General features: G+C 46.5%; 17 protein-coding genes. 4 read left to right on the plus strand and 13 right to left on the minus strand.

What is annotated here, in order from left to right:
• Window positions 1-18: 18 nt before the first annotated feature.
• From ACFYU8_RS08020 to ACFYU8_RS08065, 10 genes are all read right to left on the minus strand, one after another.
• Window positions 19-1,071, minus strand: a complete 1,053-nt coding sequence (locus tag ACFYU8_RS08020; protein WP_390294186.1) for an S-layer homology domain-containing protein — start codon at window positions 1,069-1,071, stop codon at window positions 19-21.
• Between the two features lie 161 nt (window positions 1,072-1,232).
• On the minus strand, window positions 1,233-2,855 hold the full coding sequence (gene bshC / locus ACFYU8_RS08025) for a bacillithiol biosynthesis cysteine-adding enzyme BshC (protein WP_390294184.1): 1,623 nt from the start codon (window positions 2,853-2,855) through the stop codon (window positions 1,233-1,235).
• A 123-nt stretch (window positions 2,856-2,978) separates the two neighbouring features.
• Complete coding sequence (locus ACFYU8_RS08030; protein WP_390294182.1) at window positions 2,979-3,536, minus strand: helix-turn-helix domain-containing protein; 558 nt, start codon at window positions 3,534-3,536, stop codon at window positions 2,979-2,981.
• Window positions 3,537-3,588: 52 nt separating this feature from the next.
• Window positions 3,589-3,987, minus strand: coding sequence for a DUF3397 domain-containing protein (locus ACFYU8_RS08035; RefSeq protein ID WP_390294180.1), 399 nt, complete (start codon window positions 3,985-3,987; stop codon window positions 3,589-3,591).
• A complete protein-coding gene (locus tag ACFYU8_RS08040; RefSeq protein WP_390294178.1) occupies window positions 3,984-4,949 on the minus strand; it encodes a ketopantoate reductase family protein in 966 nt (321 codons plus the stop codon). The genes ACFYU8_RS08035 and ACFYU8_RS08040 overlap by 4 nt, the downstream gene beginning before the upstream one ends.
• 171 nt (window positions 4,950-5,120) lie before the next feature.
• A complete protein-coding gene (locus ACFYU8_RS08045) occupies window positions 5,121-6,659 on the minus strand; it encodes an acyl-CoA carboxylase subunit beta (RefSeq protein WP_390294176.1) in 1,539 nt (512 codons plus the stop codon).
• A 17-nt stretch (window positions 6,660-6,676) separates the two neighbouring features.
• On the minus strand, window positions 6,677-7,450 hold the full coding sequence (locus tag ACFYU8_RS08050; protein ID WP_390294174.1) for an enoyl-CoA hydratase-related protein: 774 nt from the start codon (window positions 7,448-7,450) through the stop codon (window positions 6,677-6,679).
• Between the two features lie 37 nt (window positions 7,451-7,487).
• Complete coding sequence (locus tag ACFYU8_RS08055) at window positions 7,488-8,387, minus strand: hydroxymethylglutaryl-CoA lyase (protein ID WP_390294172.1); 900 nt, start codon at window positions 8,385-8,387, stop codon at window positions 7,488-7,490.
• A gap of 51 nt (window positions 8,388-8,438) precedes the next feature.
• Window positions 8,439-8,651, minus strand: a complete 213-nt coding sequence (locus ACFYU8_RS08060) for a biotin/lipoyl-containing protein (protein ID WP_015892116.1) — start codon at window positions 8,649-8,651, stop codon at window positions 8,439-8,441.
• Between the two features lie 32 nt (window positions 8,652-8,683).
• On the minus strand, window positions 8,684-10,039 hold the full coding sequence (locus ACFYU8_RS08065) for an acetyl-CoA carboxylase biotin carboxylase subunit (protein WP_390294170.1): 1,356 nt from the start codon (window positions 10,037-10,039) through the stop codon (window positions 8,684-8,686).
• Window positions 10,040-10,315: 276 nt separating this feature from the next.
• On the opposite strand from ACFYU8_RS08065, the gene ACFYU8_RS08070 reads away from it, so the two are divergent.
• Complete coding sequence (locus tag ACFYU8_RS08070; protein WP_390294168.1) at window positions 10,316-10,783, plus strand: N-acetyltransferase; 468 nt, start codon at window positions 10,316-10,318, stop codon at window positions 10,781-10,783.
• A 456-nt stretch (window positions 10,784-11,239) separates the two neighbouring features.
• On the opposite strand, the gene ACFYU8_RS08075 is transcribed toward ACFYU8_RS08070, so the two are convergent.
• Window positions 11,240-13,087 carry a clostripain-related cysteine peptidase gene (locus tag ACFYU8_RS08075; RefSeq protein WP_390294166.1) on the minus strand — a complete coding sequence of 616 codons (1,848 nt, stop codon included), beginning with the start codon at window positions 13,085-13,087 and terminating at the stop codon, window positions 11,240-11,242.
• A gap of 249 nt (window positions 13,088-13,336) precedes the next feature.
• Between ACFYU8_RS08075 and ACFYU8_RS08080 the strand changes: the two genes are divergently transcribed.
• Window positions 13,337-13,609: a hypothetical protein gene (locus ACFYU8_RS08080; protein ID WP_390294164.1), complete on the plus strand. Its 273-nt coding sequence runs from the start codon at window positions 13,337-13,339 to the stop codon at window positions 13,607-13,609.
• 142 nt (window positions 13,610-13,751) lie between these two features.
• On the opposite strand, the gene ACFYU8_RS08085 is transcribed toward ACFYU8_RS08080, so the two are convergent.
• The gene (locus tag ACFYU8_RS08085) at window positions 13,752-13,994 is read right to left on the minus strand and encodes a hypothetical protein (RefSeq protein WP_390294162.1); all 243 of its coding nucleotides are present in this window, start codon (window positions 13,992-13,994) and stop codon (window positions 13,752-13,754) included.
• 216 nt (window positions 13,995-14,210) lie between these two features.
• Between ACFYU8_RS08085 and ACFYU8_RS08090 the strand changes: the two genes are divergently transcribed.
• The gene (locus tag ACFYU8_RS08090) at window positions 14,211-14,483 is read left to right on the plus strand and encodes a hypothetical protein (protein ID WP_390294161.1); all 273 of its coding nucleotides are present in this window, start codon (window positions 14,211-14,213) and stop codon (window positions 14,481-14,483) included.
• 213 nt (window positions 14,484-14,696) lie between these two features.
• Window positions 14,697-15,494 (plus strand): hypothetical protein, encoded by a 798-nt coding sequence (locus ACFYU8_RS08095; protein ID WP_390294159.1) that lies wholly within the window; start codon window positions 14,697-14,699, stop codon window positions 15,492-15,494.
• Between the two features lie 263 nt (window positions 15,495-15,757).
• On the opposite strand, the gene ACFYU8_RS08100 is transcribed toward ACFYU8_RS08095, so the two are convergent.
• Window positions 15,758-16,399, minus strand: a complete 642-nt coding sequence (locus ACFYU8_RS08100; RefSeq protein WP_390294157.1) for an RsfA family transcriptional regulator — start codon at window positions 16,397-16,399, stop codon at window positions 15,758-15,760.
• Window positions 16,400-16,518: the final 119 nt, after the last annotated feature.

A 16,518-nucleotide genomic window follows, 5' to 3' on the forward strand; every position in this document is an offset into this window, starting at 1 on the left:
CCCCAGCCTTTCGTAGCGTCATTCATCTTTTCCAATCAGTCTAAACGTTTTGCCATCGCTTGAGGAAAGATAAAACGTGCGATCGACACTTCCACCCAAATCTCCTGCGTAATATTGAATCGTCATTCTGTATTTATTCATTCCGATTTTTGCAAAGTACATCAGCTCATTAAACTGTGGAAACCGGACATAATCGTACACTTCATACTGCATAAACGAAAAATGCTCACGTAAAAACGATTCACTGACAGGCAGATTGTTTTTCTTTACATACGCGACGAGATCATCAAAGCGACGAATCTTTTGCTTTTCCATCACGTCACCTACAAATGACGAAACAGCTTGTGTCATTGCCTTTTTCTCGCTCTCTGTAACATTGCCAGGGTACAGCTCTGCGATTTTTGATTCCAGACGGTTTAAGAGGACGACTGCTTGAGCTCTGCTGATTTTGTCATCAGGGCGAAAGCTCCCATCTGGGAATCCAGCCAATATCCCCATTTTATAGGCAGGGTAGACCGTCATCACCTGATTTTCATTTTCGATCGAGATATCCGTGAAAAATTTTGCTGTCGTTCCCCGATACTTTTCACCTTCTGATTGGTGCCCGATGGCTGCAAGCAAGGTTCTTGCGGCTTCCAACCGCGTCATGTTATCCGTCGGTTTTCCAGATGGCATAATACCCGCTGAAGCCAAATGGTGATAGTTTTTTTCCGACCAACGTCCCGCAGCAGCCTGCAAGTAGGTCTCTTTGATAAAGCTGTCAGGCTCATGGCCTGTGAAGGAAGGAATGACGCGTTCAATCAGGGATAAAAACTGTTCTTGTGACACTGTTTGCTCTGGTTTAAAGGTTCCGTCAGGGAAGCCCTTGATTAATCCTTTTTGAGTAGCAATCCCTATTTCTTTTGCTGCCCAATGTCCATTTGTGTCGATAAATGCAGGTGAATTGGCTACGTATTCTTCCCGTGCGTCGGCCTTTTTCAATCCTGCGGTTGCGATGCCCGTCAATAAAACTGACAAGCTTACAACTAGTAGAGTGGCTTTTTTCCCGATTTGTTGTAATGTAATCTGCATCCCGAGTACCACCTTTCCCAAAAAACAATCCATTACTACTAATACGCAGAATTTGTCGGAAAAGTTTCGGCATAATTTGAAGAAATCTTTTCCATCTGCTTAAACAGCAAAAAAATAGCCGGGTCCACTTCTAGGACGATCCGACTATTTTGCGCTGCATATTACAGGTAATAAAGTTGATGAGTACCATCATGCGCAAATGGCGCATCTACTAATCGGTCAAGCAAGCCAAGACCATATTTATTCGCAAACGGGAAAAACGAATGCTTTCTTTCTTGCAGCCCACCTTCAGGCAACAAAGCGGTCTCAATTCGTTGGACGCGCACATGCTCCACGTCATCTTTTTGCTGTAGAGAACGAATCAGACGCTCTTCCAAAAAGGATACTTGCTCTAACAGTAGCTTACTATTTTTCTCAGCCAGACCACGCAATCCGCCATCCAGAGAAACGACTTCCTCTACCAGTGGACGATAGATCGACATGATCGACTCCCGTGCTGATGCGAATTGCTGCTCCAACGGATGTGGTGCCTGCTTTTGGAACCACTCCGTTTTCCATGTGGCGAAATCAGTTAAGACTTGTTCAACAGAAAGCCCCAAGCTATCCAGCAGTCTTAATTGAGCACCTTCCACAAGGGTAATGGACAAACGAGGCAATACGATCGGCATCTGCATCCCGAATAGTTCGAATACCTCCCGATAAAACGCCCAATAAGCAATCTCGCCCGGACCTCCAATGAAGGCAAGCGTAGGAAACAGATGCTCCTGCATCAACCCGCGGGTAACGACATTTGTGCTAAAACGCTCAGGTGAGTCTGCAACCTGCTTGAGCAATTCATCGCGGGTGTAAGAACGTCTCCGATTGATAAAACGCTCCCCGTGACGTTCTAGCAGCAATCGATCATCGCCCTCATAGATGAACAGATTGGCTTGATGCTCTTCCACTTGCAATTGAAGCGGATAGCCAGCCGTTGAAATCCGATCCGTTGCCTGTAGTAACACCTTTGCCAATTGCTCATTATTTTCTATGATCTGTGAAAAAATGGGTTGCTGCAGTTCACGAACAAACGGCAACGAGGATTCAATCAGAACAAGACCATGCTTACCAAATAGTTGTGCCATCAAGCGGGCAAACCACTCTGCGACTGTATGCGAATCTGCTGCAGTCTGCGTTAGCAACTCACGAATTTGTTTGGTTTCGGCAGTCTCTGCTTGCCCCTGGAAAAACTTTTCCAGGAACTGCGTACACAGTTCAGGGTCCAAGGGTAGCGTACTTGCCGATTGTCGGCCCTTTTTGTTCAGAGCCATTCGCTCTTTATGCAGGCGCTTCCCATCGTCCGCTCCCCAGAAAACATGATCAATCTCATCGATGTCATGGTCTTCGCCAGCAATCCAGAACACCGGAATGACGTTCGCCTGAAGCTCGGCAGACAGCCTCTTCGCTGCCTGAATCAGATGAACAGCTTTGTTGATTGTATAGAGCGGTCCACCCAGAACACCTGCTTGCTGACCACCGATGACCACATATGTGTCTGGCTGTTTGAGCAACTCGATATTGTTCAGTGCTTCAGGGTGAGTACCCATCTCTTTATTAAAACGATATAAACCTTCCACGAGCTGGTTCCGGTGAGGATAGGATTGACTTTGAAGCCATTCCACGCGTTCTCGGTAGGACTGTTCACGGTAGGGATTATGTGCAAAAAACTGCATTGCAGAGGCATTTTGCTGCTGGTACTCCTGTGCCAGCGGATTCGCCAATGGAAGCGCGAGACATTCAACATTCATGCTAGCTCACCTTTCTTAGGGCCATGGTCAACCAAAATTATACCATGCTCCACAGCCACAAAAAACAAGACAACCCACTTTAATGGGTTGTCAAAGTGTAATACAGGCTCGTTTGCGCTTGTATTAAAATTGTGGAGGGGTGACGGACCAGATCAACAAGGCTTCCGTTTCTCCCGTATTTTCGATTGAGTGTGTTTTGCTGCTATCAAATGAAATACTGTCTCCTGCTTCCAATACGTGCTCTTCATCGTTGAAGCGCGCTGTTACACTACCGGAAATGACCGAGAAACATTCTTCTCCCTCTGACTGCACGAACTTGTCGACAGCCATTTCTCCAGGCATCAGCCGCACTTCCAGCATCCCCAGTTTGGCACTACCCCCCATCGAGAGCAGCGAATAAGTGCCCGTCGATTCAGGAAAGACCAGTTGTCTGCGTTTTTGCAAGCGAGTCACATGCACCTGCTTTTGATCAATATCTTCGAAAAAATGAATGATGGGTGACTCCAGAGCTTTGGTGATTTTCCACAGCGAGTCCAGCGACGGCTGCGAAATTCCACGCTCTACTTGGCTCAGCAAACCTTTGCTTAACCCTGTCTTGCCTGCCATAATTTCCAAGGTAAAGCCTCGTTCTTTCCGAATCATTCGAATCTTGTGACCGATGGTCTCGATGGGAAGTCGCATATTTCCAACCTTCTTTCTTATCGGAATAAATACGATATGTATCAACAGTGCTTTACACGACACCCATCGTTTTGATAATACCGGTCGTAAACAGCACTATGTAGACAATTCCAAACCAGAGAAACGACAAACGCCAGGCTGAAAATCCTACCTTTTTGAGGGAGAGCCGCCCCTTCCACTTCATCTGTATCCACCCAAGGAGCACAGTTACCACTAGGTAAAAGCAGAATACCCACAACCAAGCGGAAAAAGCCTCGGGCCAGATTAGTTCGTAAGCGGAAACAGCAGAGCGAATCACCAAAAGATTCGTGATATTTATCGCAAAGCGGCCTGCCAATTTCTTGTTTCGCGTCGTCACATACAAGATGAAATAAACGAGCGGAAACCCGAGAAACGGCACAACCGTCAGCGTACCCCACAAATAGGCCCAGAAATCCGCCAAAATGGTCATCTACTGTCGCCTCCCTCCTTCCGTATTCCCATGTCTGACTTAAGTAGGATAACGCGAAGCAAGGTTTCGTGCAGTGGAGTCGGAATTCCGGCATTTTTTCCTACTTGGACGAGGTAGCCGTTGATAGACTGCACTTCAGTCGGTCTGCGCTTCATTATATCCTGCAGCATGGAGGAAAGATTATGGGAAGTATTTCGGCAAATGGAGACAATTTCCTGCAAGTCTGCATCCTCGATTTTTTGTCCGGCATACGCAGCCACTGCAGCTGCTTCCACAAATAAAGCACGCATAAGCTGTTGCGTATGTGAATTTTCGAGGAGAGCCCCATTCGGGATTTCAAAAAGCGCGGTTAACGGATTGATCAGCGCATTTGCGATGAGCTTGCGCCAAGCGAAGGGCTGTATCGCCTTTTCATAGACAGCCTCCATGCCTGTTGATAACGCCCACTCGACAAATGTGCGAATCAATGGATCATTGCGATCAGAAATCTCCCAAGAACCTACGCGCAAAGTACCAGTACCGGTATGCACGACTTCTGTAGGCGACAATCTCCTAGCTCCTTCCGTATTAATCGCAAAGAAGCACTGCGTCTCCGTTAAAACGGTTCGAAGCAACTCGTAATGACCCATGCCATTTTGCAGAGCGATCACTCTTGCCTCATGGTTTAACCCTTGTAAGGCTGGAAGTACGCTGTGCAAATCTGGCTGCTTTACAGTTAATAAATACAGATTCCCTTCAGGCAATCCTTCTTCAATGGGACGAGCAACGATGGGAACAGTGACTATTTCGCCATCAAGCCTTTGAAAGCTGAGCCCGCGTTCATTTAGCTGATTCGCCTGGAGTGAACTGCGTGTAACAATCGTAACAGGTTGTCCAGCGAGTGCGAGCCTTGCTGCATACAGCAGCCCGACAGACCCTCCACCTATAACTACCACCTGACACGTCTTTGGCTCTAGCAGCATTTGTTCACCCACATTAATCATTGCTTATTTTTCAAGAATAACAGAGTTTTCGGGATTGTTCAATTGATTGACACAAAAAAAGATCGAAATTATCGAAATATTCCTTTGTTCTCACACATTTTCTGTAAAAAAAATCAGGCTATCGCCTTTTGACGACAACCTGACCGTGATTTATACGGGATAAACAGCATGCTTTCTGTCCGAAAAAACGTGACGCTTTTCCTTATATACCTCGTAGCGCTGAATTAATTCTCGTCTCAGTTCACTTGGAGGCACAACAGCATCTACGATCAAGTTGGATGCCAGCAAGTACAGATCGATGTCTTCCTGATATTCTCTGCGTTTTTCTTGAATAAACGCTTGACGCTCCGCCGGGTCCTCAATCGCTTGAATTTTGTTACTGTAGACGGCATTGACCGCTGCTTCTGGTCCCATTACAGCGATTTGGGCACCTGGCAGTGCAAGGCAGGCATCTGGTTCAAATGCTGAGCTGGCCATTGCATACAAGCCAGCACCATACGCTTTGCGTACAATAACGGATATTTTAGGAACTGTGGCTTCCGCCATTGCGGAGATCATTTTGGCCCCGTGCCTGATAATCCCTGCGCGCTCTACCGCTGTCCCAATCATGAAACCTGGAACATCCGCCAAGAACAAGAGTGGAATAGAAAACGCATCGCACAACGTGATGAATCGAGCCGCCTTGTCAGCCGAATCGACAAACAGAACTCCTCCCTTCACACGCGGCTGGTTGGCAATGATTCCGACTGGTTTGCCATCCAGACGTGCCAATCCGGTAATCAGTTCTTGGGCAAATAACTTTTTGATTTCAAAGAACGAATCCTCGTCGACCAATGCTGTAATCACATCATGCATATTGAAAGCTGCATTTTGGTTCTCCGGCACGATGCTCGTGATCTCCTTTGCTGAAGGCACAGGTGCTTTCGGCAGTACAGTCGGTGGCGTCAACGTATAGTTCGCCGGGAAGAAACGGAGATAGCTGCGCGCTGCTTGAATCGCCTCTTCTTCATTGGCGGCCAGTACGTCACCGCATCCGCTGACGGAGCAATGCATGCGTGCACCGCCCAACTCTTCCAAGCTTACTTTTTCTCCAATCACCATTTCCGCCATACGCGGGGAGCCTAAGTACATGCTCGCGTTTTTGTCGACCATGATGACAATGTCACAAAAAGCTGGGATATAAGCGCCACCAGCAGCAGAAGGTCCAAACAAAATGCACACTTGTGGAATTTTGCCGGAGAGCTTCACTTGGTTATAAAAGATTCTCCCAGCACCCCGGCGGCCTGGGAACATCTCCAATTGGTCAGTGATACGCGCTCCTGCTGAATCGACCAGATAAAGAAGAGGAACACGCATTTTTTCAGCTGTTTCCTGGATGCGAATAATCTTTTCGACAGTCCGCGATCCCCAAGACCCCGCTTTCACTGTCGAATCATTGGCCATCACGCAGACAGTTTGACCATTTACCTTGCCGATTGCGGTCACAACTCCATCCGCCGGCAGATCACCTGCCATCACATTCGCGAACAGCCCATCCTCGACCATGAACTCATCATCGAACAATAGCTTGAGACGATCGCGGACAAACAGCTTGTTTTGCTCCTTGAGCTTGTCATGATACTTGGCATCGCCCCCTTGCACTACTTGGGCCATTTTTTCATGCAATGTGTCTTCCAAATGTTTGGTCATCAGCGTAATCCCCCTCGTCACTCTCCGCGGTATATCGGTTTTCGTTTTTCTTGAAAGGCTGCGAGTCCTTCTAGGCGGTCTTTCGTCGGGACGAGCACCTTGTACGCATTGCTCTCAATTTGAAGTCCGCTAGCTAATTCGACCTCTACTCCACAATCGATGGCAAACTTGGCTTGGGCTAGGGCAAGTGGAGCATTCGCTGAAATCTGCTCGGCCAAAGAAATGGCTGTCTCCATGAGTTGATCAGCGGGAACAATCCGATTGATTAATCCAATGGATAGCGCTTCCTCCGGCAATACACGCCTCGCCGTGAAAATAAGTTCCTTGGCGACGCCTTTTCCAACCAGCCGAGGCAAACGCTGTGTTCCGCCAGCACCAGGGATAATCCCGAGCGATGTCTCCGTTAAACCCATCTGTGCTTGTTCACTCATGATTCGCAGATCGCACGCCAACGCCAATTCTGTACCGCCCCCCAGCGCCAGCCCGTTAATCGCCGCGATGACTGGTTTCGGTAGCTTTTCCAGCTCTGTGAACGTATCTCGAATCGTTTGGATGTATACTTCGACCTGTTGTGGTGACATGGAGCGCCGCTCTCTTAAATCCGCACCAGAGCAAAACGCCTTGTCACCAGCACCTGTAACAATGACCGTCCGGATATCACGATCATGGCTGATTTCACTGATCAAGCCGCGCAATGTCACGAGCGTCTCCAGATTGAGGCAATTAAAAACTTCTGGCCGTTGCAGCGTTAGTACGCCGATTGCGCCCTCTCTTTGCAGGGAAACCGTCATATTTTATCCCCTCTTTGCGAATGTGTGGAAATACAGATCATCCAGCCGGTTTGCTTGCGAGCGATGCCCGCAGCACTTTTGAGGGGAGCTCTTTGTCCAGCTGCTGCCCAATAAACGCACCAGCCTCAATCAACTTCTCGAGATCCACACCCGTTTCATAGCCCATTCCATGCAACATGTAGACCAAATCTTCCGTCGAAATGTTGCCGGCAGCTCCTGGCGCATACGGGCATCCACCGAGGCCACCGATTGAGCTGTCAAAGATCCAAATTCCTTCATCTAGCGCTGCTGCTACGTTCGCTAATCCAGTTCCTCTCGTATCATGAAAATGGGCGGCTAAGCGCTCGCTCGTAACATCTTTCACAAGTTCTCTAAAAACCTCATGAACCTGCTTCGGTGTTGCAACCCCTATCGTATCCCCGAGAGAAATCTCGTACACTCCCATTTCCAAAAGTGCCTCTGTCACTCTGCGGCTATTATCCAGTGGAATGTGTCCCTCATACGGACAACCGAACACCGTTGAGATATATCCCCGAACCTTCATCCCGAGTGCCAGCGCTTCCTGTGCAACCTCCCGCAGGATCGGATACGTGTCTTCTATTCCTTTATTAATGTTTTTTTGATTATGCGTTTCAGAGGCAGACATGAATAGGGCAATCTCTGTCAGTCCGCATTGGCGCGCCCGCTCCAGACCACGAATATTTGGAACCAATGCGCAAAGCGTGACCTCTTGGCTGCGATTGATTCCTAGCAAGACCTCATCTGCATCCGCCAATTGGGGTATCCATTTCGGATTTACAAACGAACTCGCTTCTATCCGCTTCAAGCCTGCTGCCATCAGCTTATGAATCAGCGTGATTTTTGCTGCTGCCGGAACAATCGCGCTCTCATTTTGCAGCCCGTCACGAGGACCTACCTCCACAATTTGTACATGCACAACCAGTCACCTCCTCGCCTAGCGGTCGCTCAGTTTAGAAGTATTCTAATCCTATTCCAAAACGACGATGATATCGCCATCGTTGACAAAATCGCCAATATTCGCTTTTACTTCCACAACCTTGCCTGAGGCTTGTGCCTGTACAGGAACTTCCATTTTCATCGATTCCAGTACAAGGACATCTTGTCCTTCATTGATCTCGTCACCTGGTTGTACTAGGACATTAATAACGGTTCCTGCCATATTGGCTGCAACTTGTTTCATGGATGGTTCTCTCCCTTACATATCATTCGTAATTAACGTTTTTCCGTGCTTGATTTCGCTCCCCGCTCCGTAACAAACCATGTCGTATAGTTACCTTCACGGAATTGATCGTCCTGCAATACTTCTTGCAAAAACGGAATGTTTGTTTTAATGCCAGTAATCAGAAAATGATCCATAGCCTTCTGCGCCTGTTGCACAGCCTCTTCTCTCGTCGAGCCCGATACGATGACCTTTGCAATCATCGGGTCGTAAAAAGGAGTCACCTGTGTCCCTGTCTCTACCCCATCATCAATTCGTACATGTTCGAACGAAGGCGGTTGGTACAATGTAATCGTCCCTGGCGATGGCAGGAAGGTCACTGGGTCCTCTGCATAGACACGCAACTCAATCGCGTGGCGCAGCGCTTTTACGTCCTCTTGCTTGATCGATAGCGGGTGCCCATCGGCAATGTCTAACTGGAGCGCCACGAGGTCCATTCCGGTCATTTCTTCCGTCACAGGATGTTCTACTTGCAAGCGCGTATTCATTTCCAAGAAGTAAAAATGTTTCTGCTCATCTACGATAAACTCAACCGTCCCCACACCCGAGTAGCCGACTGCTTTCGCTGCTGTAACCGCAGCATCGCACAGAAGCTCTCTCGTAGCTGTGTCCAAGAAGGGAGAAGGGCTTTCCTCCAGCACCTTTTGATGTCTGCGCTGTATGGAGCATTCCCGTTCGAGTAAGTGGATGACGTTACCATGCTGATCGGCAACGACCTGCACTTCGATGTGCCGTGGACGTTCCACATATTTCTCCATATACATCGCATCGTTACCGAAATACGCCTTTGCACGACCTTTCGCCGATTGGTAGGCTTGACGCAGCTCGGCCTCGTCTCGACAAATGTGCATCCCGATTCCTCCACCACCCGCACTTGCCTTTAGCATCACGGGATATCCGATGGACATAGCGATGACAGCTGCTTCATCTGGAGAATCGATTGCCTGTTCGCATCCTGGAACAACTGGTACTCCTGCAGCCTCCATTATTTGGCGGGCAGTCAGCTTGTCACCCATTTGACCGATGACCTCTGGCGTTGGACCAATGAATAGAAGACCTTCCTCCAGAACACGGCGGGCAAAAGCTTCGTTTTCTGACAAAAGACCGTAGCCCGGATGAATCGCATCGGCACCGGTGCTTTTCGCTGCTGCAAGAATGGCCTCTACGTTCAGGTAGCTGTGTGGCACAGGCGGTGGACCAATATGGACTGACTCATCTGCTTCGCGTACAAATGGCAGATCCTTGTCTGCATCCGAATAGACAGCAACCGTAGCCACTCCTCTTGCCTTGCATGTACGGATAATTCGTCTGGCAATTTCACCACGGTTTGCGATTAATACCTTGCGCATGGCAACGCTCCCCTCTTTGACAAACCGACTACAACCGTAAGCGCTTCCAAATTGTTTGCCTGGTTTGTATCATGTGATGCTACTTTCTATTTTGCCATGAGAATGCTCATAGTTCTAGGATGAAATTTTAAATTTTTCCAAGGAAGCGAAATCATTTCCTTACAATCCCTCCATTAAAAAAAGAAAAACACTTCGGAAAAGCCAATCATCGTGTATAATAAAGGGGCGGGGCCAGTAGGTGGCCAAGGCAAAGAGCTGTGAGAGGAGTGGCTAACCATGTTTGAAGTAAGACGTTTGCAAATCAACTATAAGACACTGGAGGAATTCCAGAAGTTTCGCGAATTTGGCCTGGAGGAGCTTTCTATGAAGGAAGACCTGGAGGCGAACATCGTGGAAAACGATTCGGAATCTCCATTTTACGGTATTTATGACAACGATCTTATGGTAGCACGTATGAGCCTCTACAAAATTGACGGGAAATACGATCGTTACTTCCAACCTGCGCAAGACTATTATGAGCTGTGGAAGCTCGAAGTCCTGCCTGACTACCGTCATAAAGATTACGGTACTGCTTTGGTCAACCACGCGAAGAGCTTTGGAGCTCCTATTAAAACCAACTCCCGTTGTCGCGCAGACGATTTTTGGTTGAAAATGGGCTTCACGCCTGTGAAGTACAACCCAATGCGCGATCGTGGAGAGAACCCGTACGTTTGGTTGCCAGAGAGCGTAGAGCTGCAAGACTAGTTCACTTTTCGGATACGAACGGTAGATGATGATTCTTTCGCCCTTAACCTTGCTTTGCAGGGTAGAGGGCGATATTTTTTTATTTTCTGACTATCTCCTGTTTCGGAGGGCACAGATATGTATTGTTTTTTCGCGTTGGAAGTAAACTGCCTCTTTATGACAGCATGAGCGGGAGTGATGACTCCCGCTCATGCTGTCATACGAAACGTCTGAAACCTGCTTTCCTGTTCTCAGCCTCTGCCGCAGCAGCGCCGCCCTTGACGTTGATTGTTCAAGGGTTGAGTGATTCCTTTGGGCGGAGATGGTTGCGGTTGTGGAGAGGTCTGGTTCGGTTGGTTGGAATTTTGCTGTGAATTAACGGAATTGTTTGAAGTATTTTGGGATTCATTCAAATTTTCCTTATTGTGCACGTGATTAGTTCCTCCTTTTCAAAAAACCTTTTCTCTTAAACAGCTATCAAAGAATTACCCCTCTTGGTGGCGGCGGCGTCGATGAAAAATCACCACATATAGAGAGGCTTCCTTCTTGTCCTCCCCCTATTGGAATCGACTGGAATTTGACAGCTACTTGAAAGCCAGCAGTACCAGGCACTTCAAAAGCGGCTTCTGTCAACGCAGTACCAAATAAATCAAATGTTAGAAACTGGCCTGGGCCAATTCCGTTGACAGGTGGATTACTCGTTACACTAAGTTCATCCCTGTACTTGCCACATTGATCAGCTGCTTCATGATCAAAATCAGCTGAAAAAACACCATCCCAACTAACTGGGGTAGTTCCGTTCTTGAGGAAATTACTAACAGTCGCTGAAGTATCCAACAAATTGAAAAAGATTCTCGACAGTTGACCTGGGCTAGGGGAAGTATTCACTACATTGCGCCTGCGTTGAAGAAACAACGGTAACAGAAATGTTTGCAGAAAATAACATTCCATTGAAGGTACCTGACAGGGAAGCAAATATTGTGATTCATCATTCTCCTTTCTTCTTTTCAAGTAAGGGTTGCCCCATCCTAATTTATGCATGACTTGTACGGCTTGCTCCACTGACATCCGTGGATTGTGTTTTAGGATTAACGTCAACAGATCCGTAGCAGTCATGGGAAAGAGGGCTGGTATCATCTGTTTCTCTGTTCTTTGGTCTTGAAGAGCAAGTTCTTCTCTCACCGTTTCCTTGCGTATTACGTGAACCCATTTATTTTCGCCGGAAAAAACAAGTTGATTGTAAACATGAAGAAAATACAGATACTCTCGCTCAGTCACCGGAAGGTACAGACTAGGTCCTTGGTTCATGTTCCGTGGAAGCTCTGGTATGGAAGGATATAGAATGACTTTTTCCAATATTTCGAGGATCGACGTGCTGAGGTAATGTACTCCCGGTACATTACTGGTTAAGCGTTCAACCAGGTCCAAGAGACTGATTAACGGATAATTGGGACGATTTTTGTACCACTCAGCTAACACTTGCTTCAGATCAATTTTACTTGCGGCTAAAAATTCGGCGAAACGATCTACACCTATTTTTAATCTGTTAAAAGATTCTTCTGTCAGCTTCATGGCAAGAACACGGCTGTCTATTTGGCAGCTTTGATTGTAACGATCAACCGTATGAACGATCATCTCAGGCAGCGATTGTTTTCGAGTATCATCGTTTTGCAAGAATCTGATGAGCAGATACCATGGTAAACCCGCAAGTGGAGTGTTTCCTCCCAACGGAGCGATCAAATATTTGACGGGTTGCCCGGCGATCAGAGCAATTTCATGCCAAACCCCAATCATATTCATAAAACAGGCATCCAATACGAGAATATCAATCGCTTTTCTAGTTTCCCTGTGTGAATATTCGAAAGCTTTTCCAATTCCTTTCAAACTCATGATACAAGGCGTTGGTTGGGTAAGATCATTCATCGCACCGACAAAGCCTGCCCCATGCCCTGACAAGATAACCATAACGTGGTTGGAAGGATAATGGGTAACTCCCCATGTAATGAACTGAGCCAGGGTACGGGGGTCTGCCATGTTCAAATAGCCTAGATCTTCCAAAAATGACACACCTGTGTGATGAATCTTATACCGTCGGACGCCATCCCATTGAGACGTGTCTCGCTGGCAGACTCGAGGTCTTATGAGCTGCACTAACTCCGTAGAAGCTCGAGCTACCTGGAGCACAATGGTCACATCATGGGCTACCGATTCCTGCGTCATGGTCTGAAAACTTCGCTGAATTTCCGGTTCCAGATCGTTATTTCCGTTTGCATAAACGAGAATCGTCCATTTCTTTTGACGATGGCCTGTCTCTTGCTTAAGCAACTGGATTTTCTCCTTTAAACGTGGGAGCACAGCGAGGGGATGAATGAACATCATATCCCTCCTTTCTTCGTGGCTATTATGAATCAATTCTATTGGTATGATATGGCGGCACAAACATCGTGCATGGACTTGTATCCTAGTATTTCTTAACCATTTTGCTAAATTATCCTATCACTCAGAGATACTCGTACAATCACGTGGATGATTTTCACATAAGATACCACATACTCAAGAGAGGAGGGATTATGAATGGCATGCACAATTAATTTTGAGTTAGAATTTAGCAGTACGACGATCTCGTGCGAAAGCTGTTGTATCAATGCAAATGCATGTAGTCAGTCAGGGATTGATGGCGGAGTAGTTCTAACAGGTTTTATCGACGTAGAAAAAGTATTTGATGTTAATACAACAATCACGACTGGTGGAGAATCTGAAACATTTAAGAAAAAAGTTTTCCTGGAAAAGAAACTGCCTTTTCAGGTCTTATTTGCACAACTCGCTAACTGTAGACAGACTCCCTAAATAGTTTCAATGCCCAAACAGCCTACCTCAACTGAGTGTAGGCTGTTTAGGCATTCACGTACCCGTGAGAAAAGTAGGAATTTGAATCTGGCCACGGCGATGCCCTATCTCTTGCAGAAATCACCGGATTTTCTTCTTTAAGCTAGTCTTCACAGTGTTCCAATTCGACAATGAGTATCTGAAAGGGAAGCTTCTTCTCTAAAAAAATAACCCGTTCCCCCTCGCATTTGTCTCGTATTTTAATCAACTTTTCCACATCAATAAATCCTGTCAGAACAACCCCTTCACCTACCGTATCGCACGGTGAAATGATCGAGGACTTCGCGATAATTTTTGTTTCTATGGGCACAACCTTGACATTCTTCTTGCGTTCTTTCGATTTCACAATATCCCTCATTTCCAAAAGGAATGATGACTTTCTTTTCACACCTCCCTCGATGTCTATCTATATGATATGGCGGTGCGACAATCGTGCATGGACTTTTATCCCAGTTTTTCTTAACCATTTTCGCCAAATTTCCCTATGCTTAGGGATACTCGTACAATCACGTGGATGATTTCCACATAAGATACCACATACTCAAAAGAGGAGTGATTATGAATGGCATGCACAATTAATTTTGAGTTAGAATTTAGCAGTACGTCGATCACGTGCGAAAGCTGTTGTATCAATGCAAATGAATGTAGTCAGGCAGGGATTGATGGCGGAGTAGTCTTAACAGGTTTTATCGACGTAGAAAAAGTATTTGATGTTAATACAACAATCACGACTGATTCTTCTTCAGAAACATTTAAGAAAAAAGTTTTCCTGGAAAAGAAACTGCCTTTTCAGGTCTTGTTTGCACAACTCGCTAGCTGCACACAAAATCCTTAGTAGTTCAATGTCTAAACAGCCTACACTCAACTGAGTGTAGGCTGTTTAGGCATTCATGTATCAACATGGAAAAATAGACATTTGAATCAGGCATTCCGTCCATGCGCCTGTCGTGTTTCATCCGTATACATAGTGGGAACAAGGGCTGGTGTAATTCAAGGGGACGACTCCCCGAAGCCTTACGCATTTAACATGTAGGAAGGAGTGCTTTTCATGCATAGTGGAAAAAGAAATGTCAAGAAATTCAGTAAAAAATCCAAACCGAGCAATATGAAAACCTTTAGAAAGAAGAGCAGAGACCCGCAAGCAAGAACATTTCAAGCCCAAAATCTGCAACAGCCCGAGAGCAAAAACACTTCCAACGAAAATCGAAAGAACAGCCCGTATCGACCTACTATAAGCTTGAGCAGTGACAATCCAGGTAGTGTTAAGAACTTTCTGAACCGCCACAACATTAACTTGAATGAGGAAATTGAAAGCATTACGGAACCGATTACGGTTTTTAACAGCGACAACGATTGCGAATCAAATGTAGAAGTCATTCAGGTGGAAACAAAAGTAACAGCGAAAGCCTCCATCATCCCCTCAGTAGGTGCTATTGCAGATGGAGTGGCTCTCACGGGGTTTATTGATGTCGAGAAGTTGATCGAAATTAAAGAAGAACGTGAAGAAGATGATGACGACGACGATGATCACAAACACCACAAATGCCGAAAAAAGAAGAAGAAGAAAAAGAAAAAACGAGTGCTTTTTTTGGAAAAGAAACTACCTTTTCAAGTCCTAATTCTTGAACTTAAAACAGATGATTGTGATGATGATGATGACGACGATGATGACGACGATGACGATGATGACGACGACGATGACGATGATGACGACGATGATGACGACGATGATGATGACGACGACGACGATGACGATGACGATGACGATGACGATGACGATGACGACGATGACGATGACGACGACGATGACGACGATGACGACGATAAATGCAATGACGATGATTAAAGCCAACAAGCGTTAAAGGAGATAAAACAAAAAGGGCAGGCACTTTCCGACCAATCGTCGACGGAAGACCTGTCCTTATGCGGAATCACTGTCTTAGTACGGAATTCGAAACTTCTCGAAAAACCGATCAGGATAGCGACCGGTACGGGGTGTTGTGGATAAGAATTCCAAACACCCCCGTCGTCGGCCAGTTGTTGGTGCAACATACTGTTTAAGGGAAGCAGACTTCTACCCGCTTCTTTTTTCATTACATAGAACTAATTTTATTTTTCCACGCGCTCCAAATTCCCATTTTCGTCCATTTTAAAGATTGCTTTGTTGGAATCCTCTTCCTGCAAAAAAGCAAGCTTGCGCGCACGTTCCATGATCTGTACCAACGCACGGTAGTCATCGTTGACACCCTGAACCTGATCCAGTTCTTTTCTAGCGCGTTCATGGGCTTCTTTCAATTCTTTTAACTCCAGCTCTTTTCCTTCCAACTCTTGTTCCAATTGTCGTACGCGTCGAGTCATTTCTTTTTGATTGACGAGCATGCGAATAACCGCTTCAATCTGCTGCTCCTCAACATCCTCGTACTTGTGTACCTCTACTGCTGGTGTCTCAGAACGTTTTGTGTGCAACGCGACAACCTCGACCTCAGCCACCACAGGAGTCGGTGTTTGAATCCTCCCGAGCTTTTTCAGCTGCTGTCGTTGGCTTTTGGCAATCGAAATGGCCGCATCGTACCGTTTACGCACGCAACTGTTCCAGCGGAAGCCGCACGCAGCTGCTGTCCTTCCTAACCTTTGACCCACTTCTTCAAATGCAGCAAGCTGTGTGCCGCCTTCGCGTATGTGGCGCAAGGTGACTTCCGCCAACACTAGATCGTCATCTTCGGTCCATGCGTCTTGTCTGGAAGCTACCATATGAGTCCCTCCCGTTACCTTTAAAAAGGATGATGTATTTCATCCTATGCTTTTCCCTACTCTTGTAGAATCGCTTTCTACTAGAAAAAGTATGTCCAAGCAAATAAATGTTTAAACGA

The organism is Brevibacillus sp. NPDC003359 (assembly GCF_042878995.1).
Lineage (GTDB): Bacteria > Bacillota > Bacilli > Brevibacillales > Brevibacillaceae > Brevibacillus.